We start from the raw sequence: 20420 nt of genomic DNA, 5'->3' as shown, positions 1-20420 counted from the left end.
TTCTCTCCTTTTAGACAAACATTTTTTGTAACAATGTTTTTTTCATTTCTTTTAGTGAATCCAACTTACGCTGATGAAGGGTAATAGTATTATCGAATTTACAAAAAAAATTTCCGATTCTTTTCGCTTCATATTTGTTATTAGTTATCATGACATCAATATTAGTTAAGTTTTTACTTCCTAGATTTGGAGGATCAGTTCCAGCTAATTCATTTTCGATTTTATCTACTATGCTTCTCCTTTGAAGAAGTTGAAATGTAAATTCCTTATTTATAATAAAAAATAATTTGGCTACTCGCTGATTTAATAGTGCTTGTTTATCAACCATCCCTATTTTCAAAGTATGATTTAAAATAGGTCGTGTCAATGCCATTACATAGTCACCAGGTAATAGCTGATAATCAGAGTGAATTTCCCAATATTCTAATGGTAAAAATGTTTGAACATTCCAGTTTATCCCGTTTTTACCAACATTAGCTATCTTTAACCATGGGATGCCTTCTTCAGTTGCACTACTACTACTAAACGCATTTCCTCCAATTAGATTAATAATTTCAGACAACTTACGCTGTTCCCAAGCGTCAGTAAATCCAGCAAAACGAATTTCTGGTTTATCTTCACCTGTTTTAGGAAACATTTTTTGTAAATAAGTTTGTTTTATTTGCTCTAACAGATCCAGCTCATGCTGATGAAGAGCGATAGTGTCGTCAAGTTTCTTGAAGAAGGCACCGACTTTTTGTTGTTCTTTCATTCGATTTGGAAATGAGACATTAGTTTTTTGTAGATTTCCTTTGCTGATTGCCGATACTTTAGATCCTTGCATCAATCTTAAAAGTTGTCTGTGGTAAATATCTGAGTTGATATAATATCCCCAAAAAAAGGAATCTTTTTCTCCTTTAGCTCTTGCAACTATAGTATGGAGCCCTGATACAAGATTCTCATTTGTGATTCCACTAACTTCAACAGCTTTTCCGACACTCTCATCTTCAGCTGCATCTGCAAAAATTAAATCTTGATTCTCTAATAAATTAGATTTATATTTTTCTAACTCTCCTCCAGTGATATATGGAATCTCGTCTTCTTTAACATTTAGAATAGTAGAATATTTAATTAAAATATCTCCGTAGTGAATATTCTTAATTTCTCCATTATTATAATTCAACATTGCCCGTGATAATGAATTAGTAGATACAGGAAAATTAAAGTAGTCGGTAAACTTACGCCGTTCCCAATCTCCCTCATATCCAACAAATCGAATTTCAGGTTCATTTGTTATTTCATTACTCAATTTAACTCTCCTTCAATCTTCGTTATCTCCTTATCAAAATCAGAAATGATATGCTGATGTTTGTTAAATTCCTTGTACTCATCAACTGCTTTTCTTTTAGCCTCTTTACTGCTGATTTTTCCGTTTCCATCAAGGATTTGATAACGATTAAATGTGAGAAATTCATCTATACTTTTGGCAAAATCTTCCATACCTAGAAGTGTTTCATCTTCCAATAATCGTTCAACGTAATCAAAATAAGCAGATACATTCCGTTCAAGGCTGCGAATTTGTTTTTCTGAGAAATAATTTTTAGCAACCGATACATCTGACTGTAAGATTCTTCCATCTGGTGAGTTTTTCCAATTCGTGAGCCCCATGTTCTCTTTTGTTTTGTCTGCACTATCATAAACAATCTCCGCTGCCGTTTTTCCAGTAATCGCAAAATGAAATTTATTTTGTACCGTCGCATAAAACTGCTTCGTAATTTCAGAGTTTTTGTCATAATCATAAGAGATTTCTGCAAATACATCGGTAATTTGTTGCCAAATTCTCCGTTCACTGGCACGAATTGAGCGAACCGTTTCTAATAACTCTCGGAAGTAATCCTTTCCAAAAGCATTCTCACCTTGTTTCATTCGCTCTACGTCAATTTTGAAGCCCTTTTGAATATAGTCTTTCAAAACGTCTGTTGCCCAAATTCGAAATTTTGTTGCTTTTTGAGAATTAACTCGGTAACCAATAGAGATAATAACGTCTAAATTGTAAAATGTCGTTTCTCTTTTTACTTCTCTACTACCTTCATTTCGAACTATTTCCATTTTGGAAACAGTTCGATCCTCCTCCAATTCACCAGACTCAAATATATTTTTTAAATGCTTGCTAATTGCTGGCACCCCAACATCAAAAAGTTGTGAAATAGTCTTTTGCGTTGCCCAAATTGACTCTTCTCGAATAAGCACTTCGATTTTGTCACTATCCTCATAAATTAAAAACTGAATTTCATTCAATAGAGCTTACTCCCCTTTCTTAATCTCGTCCGCCATCTGATAGAAAGCTTTACGAAATTCAATTCGATACTTGACCCATGAAAGACTCGCCACTTCTTCTGCCGCAATTTCTTTATAATCTGTTCTTGCATCGTTCATCATTGCTGTGAGTTCACCTTGCTTATCCATATCTTCTTGACCAACTCGATGCCGTGAAATTAATTTGGCTAAATCTTTTGGCTTCACGCTATTATCCAATCCCCATGTACGAACAAATTCTGTATATAGTTTGATATTGCTATCTTTTTGAGATTGTTCCATCGCCTGATTCATTTCTTCAACATCTCTAGGAGCCGGATACTTATCAAAGATGAATTCCTTTGTAAGGATTTTGGAAACAAAATTACGAACTTTCGTAATTTCCTTATCGCTATCCGATTTGGCAATCTCAACATCGATCTCACTTTTTGTCAGTTCAGCTTGATCCATTTTGTCCTCATGGACTTCATCTGCCATTCGTGCGATTAATTCAATCAGATAATCATAATTGATCGTCACATCGTGAATATGCACCATCTCTAAATTGACTTGAGAAATATCAATATTTTCGATTTGGGCACGGCGTTCACGCAACTCATTCGCAAGTACTGTTGTCAGCATAACCTCTTGACCCTCTGTAATTCCTAAGCGGTCATAAAATAGTTCCGGTTCATCATAAACAGAAACAGGATTTTTCTCATCATCTTCAGTAAATTGCTTCAATTGATTTAACAAACGATTATATTCCTTTAACCCTTCAAAAACTTCTTCTTGCGCTTTTTCACTCGGTGGTAATTGAATAAATTCATCTGTTAATTTAGCTAATTTTTGAATGACTTCTTTGGTTTCTTCTTCAATTTTACCAAATGATTTTGAGAGAATTCCCGATTCTTCATTGTCTTTCTTTAATTCATCCAGCGTAAGCTGCTCCGCTGCGGAATCTCGATTTGAATAAATAGCAAAGGACTTATTCATTTCGTATTCATTTTGAACCGGCCAACGATAATTCACAATATTTCCTTGTGGTTTTGCATCTCTATCATGAATCCGATTCGTACGTGAATATGCCTGAATCAGATTCCCACCTTTTAAAGTACGATCAATATATAGTGTATTTAGCTCAGGTGCATCGAAGCCCGTTAGTAATTGATCCACGACAATGACCAAATCTAAGTAATTCCCATCATCAGCGGTTTTATTCAATCGCCTTGCTAAGTCCTCTGTGTATGACTTAACTGTCGCCATATCAAATGCTGTACCAAACAGTATGTTGTAGGCTTGAATTGCTCGGTGGAGATTTTCATTTGTTTTTAACTGACGATTACTATTTGACGTATCTACCGAAAAACTAATAGCAACTTTAATCTGTTCATCAACTGATCGCTTATTGTTTTCTTCCATAAATTTATCAAAATACTCCATGGCTCGAGGCGTACTAGCTCGATTTCCTCCCACATGTACCGTAAATAACGCATTGTATTTTCGATTATTGGAGCGTTCTTTCCAATTGTCAAAAATATTTTCAACAACAAGTTCTACATGCTCAGGACTGTTATCATATACACTTCCACGAAGATTATCATCAATCTCTTCTTCTGTGGGATCTTTTGGTGCTTCAATTGTTTCTTTAAACTCCACCTTAAATCCCAAAACATTTTTATCTGCAATCGCTTCTTTAATCGTATACGCATGTATCAAGTCGCCGAAAATTTCTCGCGTTTCAGGAAATTTAGGTGTTCCTGTATAACCGACCCAAGCAGAACTAGGAAAAGCCTTTCGAATTGATTCTAGCATTCCTTCATTTTTAGTTCCGTCCCCAGTTGACCGATGCGCTTCATCGACAATGAATAAGACATTCTCAGCTATAGATTTAAAGCTATCTCTTGTTACATATCGAGACATTTTTTGAATACTTGTCACAATAATGTTTTTGTCACTTTTTTTGGTGAGCTTACCATGCAAATCAGAAATATTCGCTGTATCGCTTACAACACCAGTTTTACCTTCAAATCCAGCAATTGGATCATACGCCCTATACGCATCTACTGTTTGATTCGTTAATGCAATCCTATCTACTAAGAACACAACTTTTTGTACATTCGATAAACGACTCGCTAACCAAGCAGTTTTAAAACTGGTAATTGTTTTACCTGAACCTGTCGTGTGCCAAATATAACCTAGCTTGCCATCATCATACTTAAAATCGAATTTTCTGACTTTGTCGAGTACTCGTTTTGTGGCGTAGACTTGATATGGGCGCATGACCTTGATACTTTCTTTGTTCTTTGTACCATCCAAAACCATATATCGAGTAGATAGATCATGGGCCATAGGAATAGACAATACTTTATCCGCAAATAGTTTCCATGATCGTACTGGGTGAGCCGTTTCTTCATCTTGCCAATTGAAAGCAAATGCACGATTAAAGTTTTGCAAAGTGGTATTTGCCATGTAACGAATATCAAATGGCGTCATTGCTATGAGTATTTGTAGGGTGGAAAAAATCCCACTAAATTGTTTCTCAGAAATATATTGTTCCATTTGATTTAAAGCTTCTGATGCATTGTGTAAGGCTTTTTTCAATTCAATTTGAATTATAGGTAAACCGTTAATTAGAAGCGTAATGTCAAACCGACGATTGGGCTTGCCATCTACAACTTTCGGACGTTGAATTTGGTTAACAACTTGATAGACTGTATTTCCTCCCCCAACTTGTGCTTGATCGAAAACAGTCAAAAATACATGTTTTCCATCATCAAGATCAACTTCAATTTCGGAGACACCATTTACACCATATAAAAATTGGCCAGCTTGATAAGGAGAATTAATGTTAGTAATGATTTTTTTTACTTGATTAAATTCTGTTGTAGACAAAGGACTATCCAGACGGGCTTGATTATTCTGTTCTAGAATTCCCTTAAAGTTATCCCATAGTTGTTCTGTAGTTCTAATTTCTTTTTTGTAATCCCATTGTTTAACGCCACCAATTTTTGTTAGATGATCTACGACTTCTTGCTCAAACTTTAATTCAGATTGACTTTTTATGCTGAATTGTTTTCCCATGCGCCTATCCCTCCAAAGTGTTTTCTAACATTGTTCCTGTAAATTGCTCTAATAATTGTGCATACTCGCTTAGCTTGGTTTGTAGTTTTAATGATTCTATATAAATCAATCCAATTCGTTTTTGCTCTGTTAATGGAACAATTGGAATAACAAGTTGCTCTAAAGATTGTTTTGTTAGTCTTAAAATTGGCCCCGTACCTTGAAGTTCACGCTCTTTTTGACGTTGAACCTCCTTGTGACTATTAAATAAATAAAGAAAGTAACGTCTATCTATAGCCTCGTTCTTGAATTTTACTTTTGTAAAATTTAAAGAGAGTACTTTTCCAACATGTTTTTCACTTACTAACGTTGCTCGCTGCAAAGAGTTACTGATAACAACATTCCCTCTATTTAAAGAAACTTCACTATCAAATACATCATTTTTCTTTTCTTCTTGTGTTGCTTCATTATGGTTTCTATAATCCTCATCAAATGAAGCCTGTCCATAATAATTAATTTCTTGATTTCCAAATTGTTTCTCAGCTCTCGATGGATTAATACCCTGAATAAACTCAACAAACTCAGAAAGTTTCATCATTTCCATTAATATTACCTCCTTTGAAGCATAAATTTAAATCATCTTCTACATTTTTTGAAATATCATCATATTTCCTTATATTTCTACATTTCAAATCATAAGCTTTACTCGATAAATTGTCAACGGAAATATTACTATATTTCAAAAAATAAAAAATATTAGCTAATCAAATTCCACCTATTCCGACTAAATTGAATACACAATATCTATAAAAGAGAACCAAGGTAAGAGCTTTGCGATATAATCTAATGTAGTGCTTAGACTAGATTATAAATAGGAAAAATACTAACATCACCTTTACATGACTAAACAAAAAAGACACCTTCTCAGAATGAGAAAGTGTCTTGAAATCTTTGATATAAAAAAGATTAACGTTTTGAGAACTGTGAAGCTTTACGCGCTTTTTTAAGACCTGGTTTTTTACGTTCAACCATACGAGCGTCACGTGTAAGCAAGCCAGCACGTTTAAGCGCTAGACGGAAGTCAGGATCTACTTCTAACAATGCACGTGCGATACCATGACGGATTGCACCTGATTGTCCAGCATATCCACCACCATTTACGTTTACAAAAACATCATAAGAACCTTTAGTTTCTGTAACGCCGAATGGTTGGTTGATAACTTCACGCAAGTCTGCGTGTGGGATGTATTCTTCAACATCTTTTTTGTTAACAGTAATTTTACCAGTACCTGGTACTAAACGTACGCGGGCTACTGCATTTTTACGACGGCCAGTGCCGATATATTGAGCTTGTGCCAATGAAATTCCCTCCTAATTAATTAGATTAAGTTTGTGATATCCAATACTTCTGGTTGTTGAGCAGCATGTGGGTGTTCAGCGCCAGCATAAACATGAAGTTTCATTCCTTGTTTACGGCCTAAAGTGTTTTTAGGAAGCATGCCTTTAACAGAAGTTTCGATCAAACGACGAGAATTTTTAGCACGTAATTCACCAGCAGAGATTGATTTCAATCCTCCTGGGTAATTTGAGTGACGGTAATAAATTTTATCGCTTGCTTTGTTACCTGTTAATTTGATTTGTTCTGCATTAATGACGATTACGAAATCGCCTGTATCCACGTTAGGTGTGAATGTTGGTTTATTTTTACCACGTAAGATAGATGCTACGACTGCTGAAAGACGACCCATAGGAACATCTGTTGCATCTACTACGTACCATTTACGTTCTACTTCGCCTGGTTTGGCCATATATGTTGTACGCACGATTTTTTTCCTCCAATTCAATTTCACGAATGTTTGACATACACTTGAGTTTCCGGGGCTCTTGTGGGGCAAACAATACCATCTAACATAATACCCTCTTAGATGCCTAATGTCAACGTATTTCCACGTGTTTTCAAAAATTTTCTTTCACCGCTTTCTCCTGATATTCCTCCATGTTTATTTCTCCCTATCAGCCATTCACAAAATTGCATATTCAATCGAATTTAGTGTATATAATAAATTGACCATGACTATGCAGACCTTTCATCTGCACTCACAATTTTACGTATAAAAGATGAATTCAACATCATTTTATGTATAAATATTTAATTTAATGCTTGATTTTCTATTTTTATTCTGTTAAGATAACTTCAATTACTTGAATACAACCGAGAAAAGGAGTTCATAAATATGAAAGAAAAAGTAATTTTGGCTTATTCTGGAGGCTTAGATACCTCTGTCTCAATTAAATGGTTAACGGATCAAGGCTATGACGTGGTCGCTTGTTGTTTGGACATTGGCGAAGGCCGCGACACCGAGTCGATCAAGAATAAAGCTTTAGAAGTTGGTGCCATCGAATCCTATGCCATCGATGCCCGCGAAGAATTTGCGCAAGATTACGCCTTGATTGCTTTGCAAGGCAATACTTTCTATGAAAACTCTTATCCGTTAGTATCCGCTTTGTCTCGACCATTGATTGCCAAAAAATTGGTTGAATTGGCTTTGGCCACTGGCGCGACGACAGTTGCCCATGGTTGTACTGGCAAAGGCAACGACCAAGTACGTTTTGAAGTGGCGATCTCAGCTTTGGCACCGCATTTGAAAGTCATCGCTCCTGTCCGGGAATGGAAATGGTCCCGTGAAGAAGAGATTGCGTATGCCGCAGAAAAAGGGGTGCCGATCCCTGCTGATTTAGACAATCCTTACTCAATCGACCAAAACTTGTGGGGCCGCGCGTGCGAATGCGGCGTCTTAGAAGATCCGTGGGCAACACCGCCTAAAGGGGCTTATGCCATCACACAAGAATTGGAAGACACACCTGACGTGCCAACCATCGTTGAGATTACGTTTGATCAAGGCGTACCGACAGCGATCGATGGTGAAACCTTGAATTTGGCTGAATTGATTTTGAAGTTGAATCGAATGGCTGGTGAACATGGGATTGGCCGGATCGATCATATCGAAAACCGTTTGGTGGGCATCAAATCGCGGGAAGTCTACGAATGTCCAGGGGCCATCACCTTGATGACCGCCCATAAAGAATTGGAAGATTTGGTCTTTGTCCGTGAGTTGGCACATTTCAAACCAATCATCGAACAGCAATTGGCCCAAATCATTTATGACGGCTTGTGGTTCAACCCAATCACTGATGCCTTGATTGCTTTCTTGAAGAGCACGCAAGTCTACGTCAACGGCATCGTGCGTTTGAAATTATTCAAAGGCAATGTCATTTGTGAAGGTCGGAAATCAGAAAACAGTCTATATGATGAAAACTTAGCGACGTATACGTCTGCAGATACGTTTGATCAACATGCAGCGATTGGCTTCATCAAACTATGGGGACTGCCAAGTAAAGTCCACGCAGAGATCCAAGCGCAGCAAAAACTAACCGAAACATTGATTTAAAAACCAACACGGCTGAAAAGACACGCAGGTGACGCTTCAGCCGTAATCTTTTTTTGAGGTGAGTGTGACATGGCAAAATTATGGGGTGGCCGTTTTGATGGCAAAAACGAAGCGTGGATCGACGCATTTGGCGCATCGATCTCCTTTGACCAAAAATTAGCAAAACAGGATATCATGGGTAGTTTGGCCCACGTAAAGATGTTGGCCCATACTGGGATCATCAGCCAAGCAGACAGCGAAGCGATCATTGGCGGATTAACAACGATCCAGCAACAACTAACAGCTGGCGAACTGACTTTCAGTGTTGAGAATGAAGATATTCATTTGAATATCGAAACGTTCTTACACGAATTGATTGGTCCAACTGCGGGCAAGCTGCATACAGCCCGCAGTCGAAATGATCAAGTCGCAACGGATATGCATTTGTATCTGAAAGAAGTCGTCGAAACAGTCATTGGATTGATCGAAGAATTGCGCAAGGCCTTGGTGGATCAAGCGGAAGCCAATATATATACTGTAATGCCTGGCTATACGCATTTACAGCATGCCCAACCGATTTCTTTTGCCCATCACCTACTGGCCTACTATAGTATGCTGACACGCGACCAAGCCCGCTTCAGCGAGAGCTTGGACAGAATCGATATCATGCCTTTAGGCAGTGCTGCATTGGCAGGGACCACCTTCCCTATCGACCGCACATTTACGGCAGAGGCCCTGGGGTTTAGCCATATTTATGCGAATAGTCTGGATGCAGTCAGCGACCGTGATTTCATCTTGGAATTTCTAAGCAATGCATCGCTCTTGATGATGCACCTTTCTCGTTTTTGTGAAGAAATCATCCTCTGGTGCAGCCATGAATATCAATTTGTCGAATTAACGGATACCTTCTCCACCGGCAGTTCGATCATGCCCCAAAAGAAAAACCCAGACATGGCGGAATTGATCCGCGGAAAAACAGGACGTGTCTATGGGAACCTCTTTGGCTTACTGACGGTGATGAAAGGTTTGCCTTTGGCGTATAACAAAGACTTCCAAGAAGACAAGGAAGGCATGTTCGACAGTGCCGAAACCATCACCAAAAGCCTGCAGATCATGGCGGGGATGATTGCCACGATGACGGTGAACCAAGAACGGATGAAAGAATCGACAGAGAAAGACTTCTCCAACGCCACTGAATTGGCGGATTATCTGGCAACTAAAGGGATTCCTTTCAGGCAGGCCCATGAGATCGTTGGGAAGTTGGTCAGTGATTGTCTCAGCAAAGGGATCTATTTGCAAGATATTCCTTTGGCAGACTATCAAGCCATCAACGAAGTGATCGACGCCGATATTTACGACAAACTTGATTCCTATGCTGCCGTCAAAAATCGTCATTCTTATGGCGGGACTGGGTTCGATCAAGTCGCGTATCAAATCAAGGTCGCCAAAGAAGCATTGACCCATAAATAAAAAAAGTGCGGAGGCTTTATACCCCGCACTTTTTCGTTTGTTTAATGACGTACCCGTGATTTCGCTGGATCGATCAATGGCGCTTCGCCTAGATGCGCTTGGATCATCCAAATACGTTTTTCGATGGCTGTTTTGAAGCCGATAAAGATATCTTGTGTTGGATCATCGCCTTCCTCACCACTGACTTCGATCCCTTTTTGGTATAAGTCAGCTAGATAGCGATACCCTTCAACCAATGTCGCTAAGCGTTCTGGGATCGTACGGTCCCAATTGCCCACTTCATCGTGGATTTGCGTATTGTCAGCCATTTCCCGTAAAGTTGAATAAGGTGAACCATCTAATGTGATCAAACGTTCTGAGATCTCATCCAATTGTTCATTCAAATCATCCATAAAATCATCCATCATCGGATGTAATGTCAAAAATCCTGGTCCGCGCATGTACCAATGTGTTTGGTGAACAACCATTGCCATTTGGCTCAAATCAGCAACAAGTTGGTTCAAAACTTCTTTTGTTTGTTCAAATTTCATAACGATTCCTCCTTAAATTTCTCTATTTTAAGCATAGTACGAATCTCGATAAAAGTACACTGAAATCCTCTACTTGAGAAAATTTCTCAACATATTTACGTATTTCTTTATGAGGTGATTGAATATGTCAGTTTTTATCTTCTTATTTGGCTGGATTCTGGGAACGATGTTGGTCTATTTACTTCACCAGTATTATAGCCAACCGCCACTGTCGTATACCAAACCATCAAAAGACCCCGAAGGTTTTCCTGAAAAAGCATCTACTATCCTTTCTTTCAATCCTTTCACAATCTCCGCTATCGGTTTGATCTATGGGATTTTGCTATGCACGATATTCAACAGTCTATCCGCTTCTGAGGCGGTGCTGACAGTGATTTGGCTAACTAGCGGCTATTTGCTTAGTATCACTGATTTGATTGATTACAGCGTCCCTGCGTGCCTGCTCTATCCAGGTCTAGCGGCAGTAGCTGTCGGCCATCTCTTGCAAGGCAACCACATACATTGGCCAACACTACTGATTGTCCTCCCTATGTTTGGCTTTGTTCTATGGGGGAAGTTAGGCGATGGCGATGTGCTGCTCCTGATTGGATGGGCACCTTGGCTGACTTTATCAGAGCTTGCCTGGCTGCTGCTCATTGCCAGCGGCTTAGGCATGGTAGTTTTTGCCTTGTACTATGTCATATGGAGATACCCTATTCACCACTTGCCTTTCGTTCCTTTTTTAAGTTTGGGTCTATGTATCGTCCGACTTATTCCCAACTCCCTATAAGCTATATTCATCAAAAAAACACCTGAGAAATCATCACTGACTTCTCAGGTGTTTTGTTATTCAAAACATTGGCTCATTCATTTTAGCCTATTTTTGATTATTCAACGCATCTTCAGCAGCCATTTGGGCTTCGATGTCAGAAATACTATAGACATTTTCGCTTGCTACTGAAACTTCTTTTGGTTCCATTTCACGGTAACGGGCCATACCAGTACCGGCTGGGATGATTTTACCGATGATAACATTTTCTTTCAATCCTAGCAATGGATCTTTCTTGCCGCGGATTGCAGCATCAGTCAATACACGAGTGGTTTCTTGGAAGGAAGCAGCAGATAAGAAGCTGTTTGTTTCCAAGGAAGCTTTCGTGATCCCTAGCAATACCGGACGGCTTGTCGCAGGAACGCCACCAGCAATCAACGTATTGTAGTTTCTGTCAGTAAAGTCTGCGATATCTAACAATGTACCTGGTAAGATACCTGAATCACCTGGATCCATGACGCGAACTTTACGCAACATTTGACGAACCATTACTTCAATATGTTTGTCGCCGATTTCTACCCCTTGCATCCGGTAAACACGTTGGACTTCACGCAATAGATAGTTTTCAACTGACAGTACATCGCGAACTTGCAGCAATTGTTTAGGATCGATCGAACCTTCAGTCAATGGTGCACCACGGTGGATGAAGTCGCCTTCTGCCACTTTCATGCGGGCGGTATACGGTACTGTGTACGTACGAGTATCCGTTTCACCTTTGATCGTCACTTCTTTGGTACGGGTTGAAGGATCTTCAGAAATGTCGATGACTTCACCAGTTACTTCAGTAATGACCGCTTGACCTTTAGGGTTACGGGCTTCAAAGATTTCTTGGACCCGAGGCAAACCTTGTGTGATATCGTCTCCGGCTACACCACCGGTATGGAATGTACGCATGGTCAACTGAGTACCAGGTTCACCGATAGATTGGGCAGCGATGGTACCGACTGCTTCACCTACTTCGACTTGAGAACCAGTTGCCAAGTTACGGCCATAACAATGTTTACATACACCATGTTTGGTGTTACATGTAAAGACAGAGCGGATCGATACGGTTTCGATACCCGCATCTACGATCGCACGAGCCAAATCTTCTGTGATCAATTCATTGACACCCATCATTACTGCGCCAGTTTCAGGATGGATGATCGATTTACGTGTATAACGACCAACTAAGCGTTCTTCTAGTGCTTCAATGATTTCATTGCCTTCACGAATCGCTTGGATATCTAAACCACGGTCCGTACCACAATCGTCTTCACGAATGATGACATCTTGGGCCACGTCAACCAAACGACGGGTCAAGTAACCTGAATCGGCTGTCTTCAAGGCGGTATCGGTCATCCCTTTACGGGCACCATGGGTAGAGATAAACATTTCTAAGACAGATAGACCTTCACGGAAGTTCGAAATGATCGGCAATTCCATGATACGGCCATTCGGTGCGGCCATCAATCCACGCATCCCAGCAAGCTGAGTAAAGTTGGAGATGTTACCACGGGCACCTGAATCTGACATCATGAAGATTGGGTTTTTCGCTTCCAATGATTCCATCAGTTTCAATTGGATTTCATCTTTGGCTGCATTCCACACGCCGATAACCCGTTCATACCGTTCGTCATCTGTAATCAAACCACGACGGAATTGTTTGGTGATCGTTTCGACTTGTTTATGGGCAGTATCAATAATGTCATGTTTTTCGTGCAAGTTCATGATATCGGCGATCCCAACAGTGATACCGGCCATTGTTGAATGGCTGTATCCCAAGTCTTTCATGCGGTCAAGCATGCGTGATGTTTCTGTGATACGGAAACGTTTGAAGACTTCAGAAATAATATTTCCTAAGTTTTTCTTCTTGAATGGCAAGACCAATGGTTGATCTTTGATGAATGCTGGCACGTCAGTACCCGCTTCGACAAAATACTTATCTGGTGTTTGAACAGTCAAGTTAAAGTCTGTTGGTTCATTCAAGAATGGGAATTCAGGCGGCATGATCGAGTTAAAGATCACTTTACCGACAGTCGTTACCATCAAACGTTCTTTTTGTTCAGCAGTGAAAGGTTTGTCGCCTAGTGTGTTTGGATTCACAGCAATACGTGAGTGTAAATGCACGTAGCCATTGCGCCAAGCAGTCACGGCTTCATCCATGTCACGGAAGATCATGCCTTCCCCTTCACGGCCTTCTTCTTCCATCGTCAAGTAGTAGTTCCCTAGAACCATATCTTGAGATGGGGTTACAACTGGTTTACCATCTTTTGGATTCAAAATGTTTTGCGCTGCAAGCATCAACATCCGTGCTTCTGCTTGGGCTTCTTCGTTCAACGGTACGTGAACGGCCATTTGGTCTCCATCGAAATCGGCGTTGTAGGCTTCACAAACCAATGGGTGCAAACGGATCGCACGGCCTTCAACCAATACTGGTTCAAAAGCTTGGATTCCTAGTCTGTGCAACGTAGGTGCCCGGTTCAATAGGACTGGATGTTCTCTGATGACGTCTTCTAAGACATCCCAAACTTCATCTTCTTGGCGTTCGATTTTGCGTTTGGCATTTTTGATGTTTGAGGCGATTTCACGGGAAACCAATTCACGCATCACAAATGGTTTGAACAATTCGATAGCCATTTCTTTTGGCAATCCACATTGATACATTTTCAAGAATGGACCTACGACGATAACGGAACGACCAGAGTAGTCAACCCGTTTACCTAGTAAGTTTTGACGGAAACGTCCTTGTTTCCCTTTCAACATATGAGAAAGAGATTTCAATGGGCGGTTCCCTGGACCTGCGACTGGACGGCCGCGGCGGCCATTATCGATCAATGCATCAACAGCTTCTTGAAGCATCCGTTTTTCATTTTGGACAATGATGTTCGGTGCATTCAGGTCTAACAAGCGTTTCAAACGGTTGTTACGGTTGATGACACGACGGTAAAGGTCATTCAAGTCACTTGTGGCAAAACGGCCACCTTCTAATTGCACCATTGGGCGCAAATCAGGCGGAATCACTGGAATGACATCCATGACCATCCAGCTTGGTTTGTTTCCTGAAGCACGGAAAGCTTCTAAGATATCCAAACGGCGGATCGCACGGGTCCGTTTTTGGCCAGTTGCATTTTTCAAATCTTCTTTCAGTTCAGCAACTTCGCCTTCTAAATCAACACCATCTAGCAATTGTTTGATGGCTTCAGCACCCATAGCTGCTGAAAATTCTTGGCCGTATTGGTCCCGTTTTTCTCGGTATTCCCGTTCAGTCAACAATTGTTTTTTCTCAAGGCTGGTATTGCCTGGTTCGATCACGACATATGAGGCAAAGTAGATGATTTCTTCTAATGCGCGGGGGCTCATGTCTAAGACAAGACCCATCCGTGAAGGAATCCCTTTGAAGTACCAGATATGTGATACTGGTGCAGCCAACTCAATGTGGCCCATGCGTTCGCGACGTACTTTGGAGCGGGTTACTTCAACGCCGCAACGGTCACAAACGATTCCTTTGTAACGGATCCGTTTGTATTTTCCACAAGCACATTCCCAGTCTTTGGTAGGACCGAAAATACGCTCGTCAAACAACCCTTCGCGTTCAGGTTTTAACGTACGGTAATTAATGGTTTCTGGTTTTTTTACTTCACCATAAGACCAGCTTCTGATTTTTTCAGGAGAAGCCAAACCGATTTGCATACTTTCGAATTTATTTACATCGATCAAAAAAGGTTCCCTCCATTTCGTTTCATGGACATGTCCGATAGCGCAGGCCTTCTTTCCGCAGGTTGCGGAAAGAGCGGCACTTGGCTATTATTGCAAGCGATCTTCTGCTGTTTCGATTTGTTGGTTCAACGCATCGGCGGCATTTTTAGCTTCTGTTTGTGCTTTTTGTTCTAATTCACGGGCATTTTGCTGCTCAGCGAATTTTGTTAAGGCATCAACGGTGATCAAATCATCATCGTCATCATCCATGTCACGCAATTCGATCTCTGCATCATCGATATCCAAGACACGCATGTCTAGACCTAATGATTGCAATTCTTTTACTAATACGCGGAATGATTCTGGTACGCCTGGTTTTGGAATTGGTTCACCTTTGACGATGGCTTCGTATGTTTTCACACGACCAACGACATCATCAGATTTGTAGGTCAAGATTTCTTGTAATGTATACGCAGCACCATATGCTTCCAGTGCCCATACTTCCATTTCTCCGAAACGTTGTCCACCAAATTGGGCTTTACCACCCAATGGTTGTTGTGTAACCAATGAGTATGGTCCGATTGAACGGGCATGCAATTTGTCATCGACCATGTGGGCCAATTTGATCATGTACATCACACCGACAGAGATCCGACCATCAAATGGTTCTCCGGTACGGCCATCGTAAAGGACTGTTTTAGCGTCGCTGGCCATTCCAGCTTCTGCGACAGTTGCCCAAACATCTTCATCACTCGCACCATCAAAGACTGGTGTTGCGACATGAATACCTAGTTGGCGGGCAGCCATTCCTAAGTGTAATTCCAATACTTGTCCGATGTTCATCCGAGAAGGTACCCCTAATGGGTTCAACATGATATCGACTGGTGTGCCGTCTGGCAAGAAAGGCATGTCTTCTTCAGGCATGATGCGTGAAACGACCCCTTTGTTTCCGTGACGTCCGGCCATTTTATCCCCTTCATGGATTTTACGTTTTTGGACGATATAAACGCGAACCAGCATATTGACACCAGGTGACAATTCATCGCCGGCTTCACGGGTAAAGATTTTGACATCGTGGACGATACCGCCGCCGCCATGTGGTACACGCAAGGATGTATCACGGACTTCGCGGGCTTTTTCACCAAAGATCGCATGCAATAAGCGTTCTTCAGCAGATAGTTCAGTCACGCCTTTCGGTGTAACTTTACCAACAAGCAAGTCGCCATCTTTGACTTCAGCACCAATGCGGATGATCCCCATTTCGTCTAAGTCTTTCAATGCGTCTTCCCCTACGTTCGGGATTTCGCGGGTGATTTCTTCAGGTCCTAATTTTGTATCACGGGCTTCTGATTCATATTCTTCAATATGGACCGAAGTATATACATCATCTTTGACTAAACGACGGCTCATGATGATGGCATCTTCGTAGTTGTACCCTTCCCAAGTCATGAATGCGACTAGGACGTTTTGGCCTAAAGCCATTTCGCCATTTTCCATAGAAGGGCCATCTGCTAAGATATCGCCTTTTTCTACTTTTTCGCCAAGGGCAACCAATGGGCGTTGGTTATAACTTGTTCCTGAGTTTGAACGGCGGAATTTGGTTACTGAGTATACATCTAGCGCACCGTTGTCGCGACGTACGCGGACTTCAGCAGCATCGACATACTCAACGATTCCGTCTTGTTTGCATAGTAATGCAGCACCTGAGTCATGGGCAGATTTATATTCCATACCTGTACCGACCCAAGGAGATTTCGGATTGATCAACGGCACAGCTTGACGCTGCATGTTGGCACCCATCAAGGCACGGTTGGAGTCATCGTTTTCTAAGAAAGGAATACATGCAGTTGCGACAGCAACTACTTGTTTTGGTGAAACGTCCATGTAATCCACTTTGTCGATCGTTACTTCTAAGTTTTCAGAAGTGGCACGGGCCATAACGACATCGTTCACGAATGAACCATCTTCGTTCAACAAGCTGTTCGCTTGGGCCACAACGTAGTGGTCTTCGGTATCAGCAGTTAAATAATCGATTTTGTCTGTCACGCGACCTGTTTCGCGATCCACACGACGGTAAGGTGTTTCGATAAACCCATATTTGTTGACTTTCGCATAAGACGCCAAGCTATTGATCAACCCGATGTTTGGTCCTTCAGGCGTTTCGATCGGACACATACGGCCATAGTGGGAATAGTGAACGTCGCGGACTTCATAGCCGGCGCGGTCACGAGTCAAACCACCAGGTCCTAAGGCAGATAGACGACGTTTATGGGTCAACTCACCCAATGGGTTTGTTTGGTCCATGAACTGTGACAACTGAGAAGAACCAAAGAATTCTTTGATACTTGCAACAACTGGACGAATATTGATCAATTGTTGTGGTGTCAATGTTTCGGTATCTTGGATCGACATCCGTTCCCGAACCACACGTTCCATCCGTGCCAAACCGATACGGAATTGGTTTTGCAGCAATTCACCGACAGAGCGGATCCGACGATTCCCTAAGTGATCGATATCATCGACATTGCCGATTCCTTCCATCAAGTTGAAGAAGTAGCTCATTGAAGCAATGATATCTGCGGGACGAACCGTCCGTGTAGCTGTATCTGGATAACCGTTGCCAATCACATTGACTTCTTGTTCAGGATCTTTTGGTGAGAAGACTTTGATGACTTGTACAGTCATTGGTTCAGTGACAACACCATCTTCAGATGGATAGTAAGTCACACTGTTCAAACCATTATCGATAAAGGCGCCCAATGTTTCCATAACTTGATGCGTCAACACAGTGCCTTTTTCTACGATGATTTCGCCTGTTTCAGGATCAACCAATGTTTCTGCTAATGTTAGATTCAACAAACGTGTTTTCAAATCTAATTTTTTGTTGACTTTGTAACGACCAACATTTGCTAAGTCGTAACGTTTTGGATCGAAGAAACGGGCATTCAGCAAGCTTCTTGAGCTGTCTGCTGTTTTTGGTTCGCCTGGACGCAGACGTTCGTAAACATCTTTTAATCCTTCTTCTGTACGAGAATCGCTTGCGTTTTTGTGCAAGTCTTTTTCGATCGTGTTGCGCAATGAATCACTGTCACCGAAAATTTCAAAAATCGTGTCATCTGAACCAAACCCTAAAGCACGGACCAAGACAGTCAAAGGAATTTTGCGGGTACGGTCGATCCGTACGTAAGAAATATCTTTGGCATCAGTTTCCATTTCTAACCATGCACCACGGTTAGGGATCACCGTTGAACCAAAGCCTTCTTTTCCGTTTTTGTCCACTTTACCGTGGAAATAGACACCTGGAGAACGAACCAACTGAGAAACGATAACCCGTTCCGCTCCGTTGATAATGAATGTGCCTTGTTCTGTCATCAATGGGAAATCGCCAAAGAAGACTTCTTGTGATTTGATTTCGCCAGTTTCACGGTTTGTCAAACGCAATGTGACGTGCAATGGTGCGGAATAGTTCGCATCATGGGCGCGGGCTTCTTCTACTGTGTACTTCGGTTCTTTCAATTCATAATCAACAAATTCAAGGGACAAGTTGCCATTAAATCCTTCGATCGGCAAAATATCTTCAAACATTTCTCTTAGGCCCTCATCTAAGAACCATTGGTAAGAGTCGGTTTGAATTTCAATCAAATTCGGTAATTCTAATACTTCACTGATCCGTGCGAAACTTCTACGTTCGCGGTGCTTTCCGTATTTTACTACGTGTCCAGCCAAGCTCTTCACCTCTTCATAAAGTCTTTCAAAAAGGCTATCCGATTATTTACAAAACTATTACAAATATTAAGTATGTGTAACAGAAAGCATTTTTTGCGGCATTTAGGCAAAAAAAAACCAAAAATAGAACAGATGCATTGGGCATTTTCTACTTTTGTTTTCCTATTCCTACGCCGAAACGGACAATATTTCGTTTCTGCTTTTTTCGTTCAGATAGTTTTTGCAACTCCTTATTATACAGATGAAACACTTTTCTGTCAAGCTTTCATTGGAAGTTCCAATCCTTTTCTGATGGGGGCAAATGCTAAGATTTTTTTAAGAAAAAATGGACGCGTTATCTCGAAATTTTATCTGAAAATTCTTTGCTTTTTCTTATTTTCTTGCTATGCTTACGAAAACGTTACACGTGAAACATATTGAAAGGAAATCGGCTATGACAACCAAAGAAAAAATCCTGCATTTGCTCCAGCAATCAGATGTCGTGTTATCTGGCGAAAAAATTGCCCAATCATTGGCAATCTCTCGAACCGCCGTCTGGAAAGCCATCAAAGAATTGGAAAAAGAAGGCTATCAATTTGACCATTTGGCCAACGGCTATCGCTATCTTTCTACTGATTTGTACAATGCCGCAGCATTGAGCAAAGATTTAGCCATGATTCCCACGATTCGTACGAGTGAAGCGACTGAATCGACCATGAAAGAAGCCAAATTGGCGGCGCTTGAGCTTGATGTGACGACACCGGCCTTGTTTCTGACTGAAACGCAATTAGGCGGCCATGGTCGTTTTAATCGGCCCTTCTTTTCACCGAAAAAACAAGGAATCTATATGAGCCTGCTCTTGAAACCCAACCAATCTTTCCAAGAATTGCCCCAATACACTGTACTGGCTGCTGTTGCTGTTGCTGAAGCCATTGATGCTTTATTGGGTCAACAAACGTCGATCAAATGGGTCAACGACATTTATTTAGACGGCAAGAAAATCTGCGGTATCTTGTCTGAAGCCACGAGTGATTTCGAGAGCGGACGGATCACATCGATCATTATTGGGATCGGCATTAGTTTCTCGATTCCCCAGTCCGACTTCCCAGCTGAGATTCGCAACAAAGCCACTTCACTGTTTGCCCACGAAGAAGCACCAACCTTTTCTCGCAGTACTTTGATCACTGAGATTTGGACCCGCTTCTTTGCTTTATTGGCTGCATTGCCTAACGACGATTATTTGGGTCGTTACCGTGAGAAGTCCTTTGTCTTAGGACGCCACGTCCAATTTACCCAACAAGGGGTCACCTATGAAGGGATCGCACAAGATATTACTTCAACGGGGGAACTAGTGGTCAAAACTGCCACGGAGACCAAGGTCTTGTCTTCTGGTGAGATCAGTCTAGAGAAATACTAAACGCAAAAACGTCTGCGAAAGATCAACCATTTGGCTGATGCATCGCA

The 20420-nt window shown here is 41.2% G+C and carries 13 protein-coding genes; 4 read left to right on the top strand and 9 right to left on the bottom strand.

Annotated elements, in window-relative coordinates:
* Positions 1 to 10: 10 nt before the first annotated feature.
* The 6 genes from AEQ18_RS03035 to rplM all read right to left on the bottom strand — a co-directional run bounded on the left by AEQ18_RS03035 (position 11) and on the right by rplM (position 7163).
* Entirely contained in the window at positions 11 to 1288 is a 1278-nt protein-coding gene (locus AEQ18_RS03035; protein WP_054114888.1) for a restriction endonuclease subunit S, read from the bottom strand.
* Positions 1285 to 2277, bottom strand: a complete 993-nt coding sequence (locus tag AEQ18_RS03030) for a virulence RhuM family protein (RefSeq protein ID WP_054114887.1) — start codon at positions 2275 to 2277, stop codon at positions 1285 to 1287. The genes AEQ18_RS03035 and AEQ18_RS03030 overlap by 4 nt, the downstream gene beginning before the upstream one ends.
* A 6-nt stretch (positions 2278 to 2283) precedes the next feature.
* Positions 2284 to 5358 (bottom strand): type I restriction endonuclease subunit R, encoded by a 3075-nt coding sequence (locus AEQ18_RS03025; RefSeq protein WP_200908889.1) that lies wholly within the window; start codon positions 5356 to 5358, stop codon positions 2284 to 2286.
* A 4-nt stretch (positions 5359 to 5362) separates the two neighbouring features.
* Positions 5363 to 5941 carry a restriction endonuclease subunit S gene (locus AEQ18_RS03020; protein ID WP_054114886.1) on the bottom strand — a complete coding sequence of 193 codons (579 nt, stop codon included), beginning with the start codon at positions 5939 to 5941 and terminating at the stop codon, positions 5363 to 5365.
* Between the two features lie 362 nt (positions 5942 to 6303).
* Positions 6304 to 6696, bottom strand: a complete 393-nt coding sequence (gene rpsI / locus AEQ18_RS03015) for a 30S ribosomal protein S9 (RefSeq protein ID WP_054114885.1) — start codon at positions 6694 to 6696, stop codon at positions 6304 to 6306.
* Between the two features lie 20 nt (positions 6697 to 6716).
* Positions 6717 to 7163 (bottom strand): 50S ribosomal protein L13, encoded by a 447-nt coding sequence (rplM, locus tag AEQ18_RS03010; protein ID WP_326930183.1) that lies wholly within the window; start codon positions 7161 to 7163, stop codon positions 6717 to 6719.
* Between the two features lie 408 nt (positions 7164 to 7571).
* Between rplM and AEQ18_RS03005 the strand changes: the two genes are divergently transcribed.
* Positions 7572 to 8786 (top strand): argininosuccinate synthase, encoded by a 1215-nt coding sequence (locus tag AEQ18_RS03005; RefSeq protein WP_054114883.1) that lies wholly within the window; start codon positions 7572 to 7574, stop codon positions 8784 to 8786.
* Between the two features lie 69 nt (positions 8787 to 8855).
* Complete coding sequence (gene argH, locus AEQ18_RS03000) at positions 8856 to 10235, top strand: argininosuccinate lyase (protein WP_054114882.1); 1380 nt, start codon at positions 8856 to 8858, stop codon at positions 10233 to 10235.
* A 41-nt stretch (positions 10236 to 10276) separates the two neighbouring features.
* Here the strand turns inward: argH and AEQ18_RS02995 are convergent, their stop codons facing one another.
* On the bottom strand, positions 10277 to 10765 hold the full coding sequence (locus AEQ18_RS02995) for a Dps family protein (RefSeq protein ID WP_054114881.1): 489 nt from the start codon (positions 10763 to 10765) through the stop codon (positions 10277 to 10279).
* 124 nt (positions 10766 to 10889) lie between these two features.
* Here AEQ18_RS02995 and AEQ18_RS02990 point away from each other — a divergent pair, with 124 nt between their 5' ends.
* Positions 10890 to 11534 (top strand): hypothetical protein, encoded by a 645-nt coding sequence (locus tag AEQ18_RS02990; RefSeq protein WP_054114880.1) that lies wholly within the window; start codon positions 10890 to 10892, stop codon positions 11532 to 11534.
* 87 nt (positions 11535 to 11621) lie between these two features.
* Here AEQ18_RS02990 and rpoC read toward each other — a convergent pair whose 3' ends face one another.
* Positions 11622 to 15272, bottom strand: a complete 3651-nt coding sequence (rpoC, locus tag AEQ18_RS02985; RefSeq protein ID WP_054114879.1) for a DNA-directed RNA polymerase subunit beta' — start codon at positions 15270 to 15272, stop codon at positions 11622 to 11624.
* Positions 15273 to 15359: 87 nt separating this feature from the next.
* Positions 15360 to 18977 carry a DNA-directed RNA polymerase subunit beta gene (gene rpoB, locus AEQ18_RS02980; protein ID WP_054114878.1) on the bottom strand — a complete coding sequence of 1206 codons (3618 nt, stop codon included), beginning with the start codon at positions 18975 to 18977 and terminating at the stop codon, positions 15360 to 15362.
* 433 nt (positions 18978 to 19410) lie between these two features.
* On the opposite strand from rpoB, the gene AEQ18_RS02970 reads away from it, so the two are divergent.
* Positions 19411 to 20373 (top strand): biotin--[acetyl-CoA-carboxylase] ligase, encoded by a 963-nt coding sequence (locus AEQ18_RS02970; protein WP_054114877.1) that lies wholly within the window; start codon positions 19411 to 19413, stop codon positions 20371 to 20373.
* Positions 20374 to 20420 lie beyond the last annotated feature (47 nt).

The organism is Enterococcus sp. RIT-PI-f (assembly GCF_001297065.1).
GTDB lineage: Bacteria > Bacillota > Bacilli > Lactobacillales > Enterococcaceae > Enterococcus_D.
This window is presented reverse-complemented; position numbering and strand designations above follow the sequence as displayed.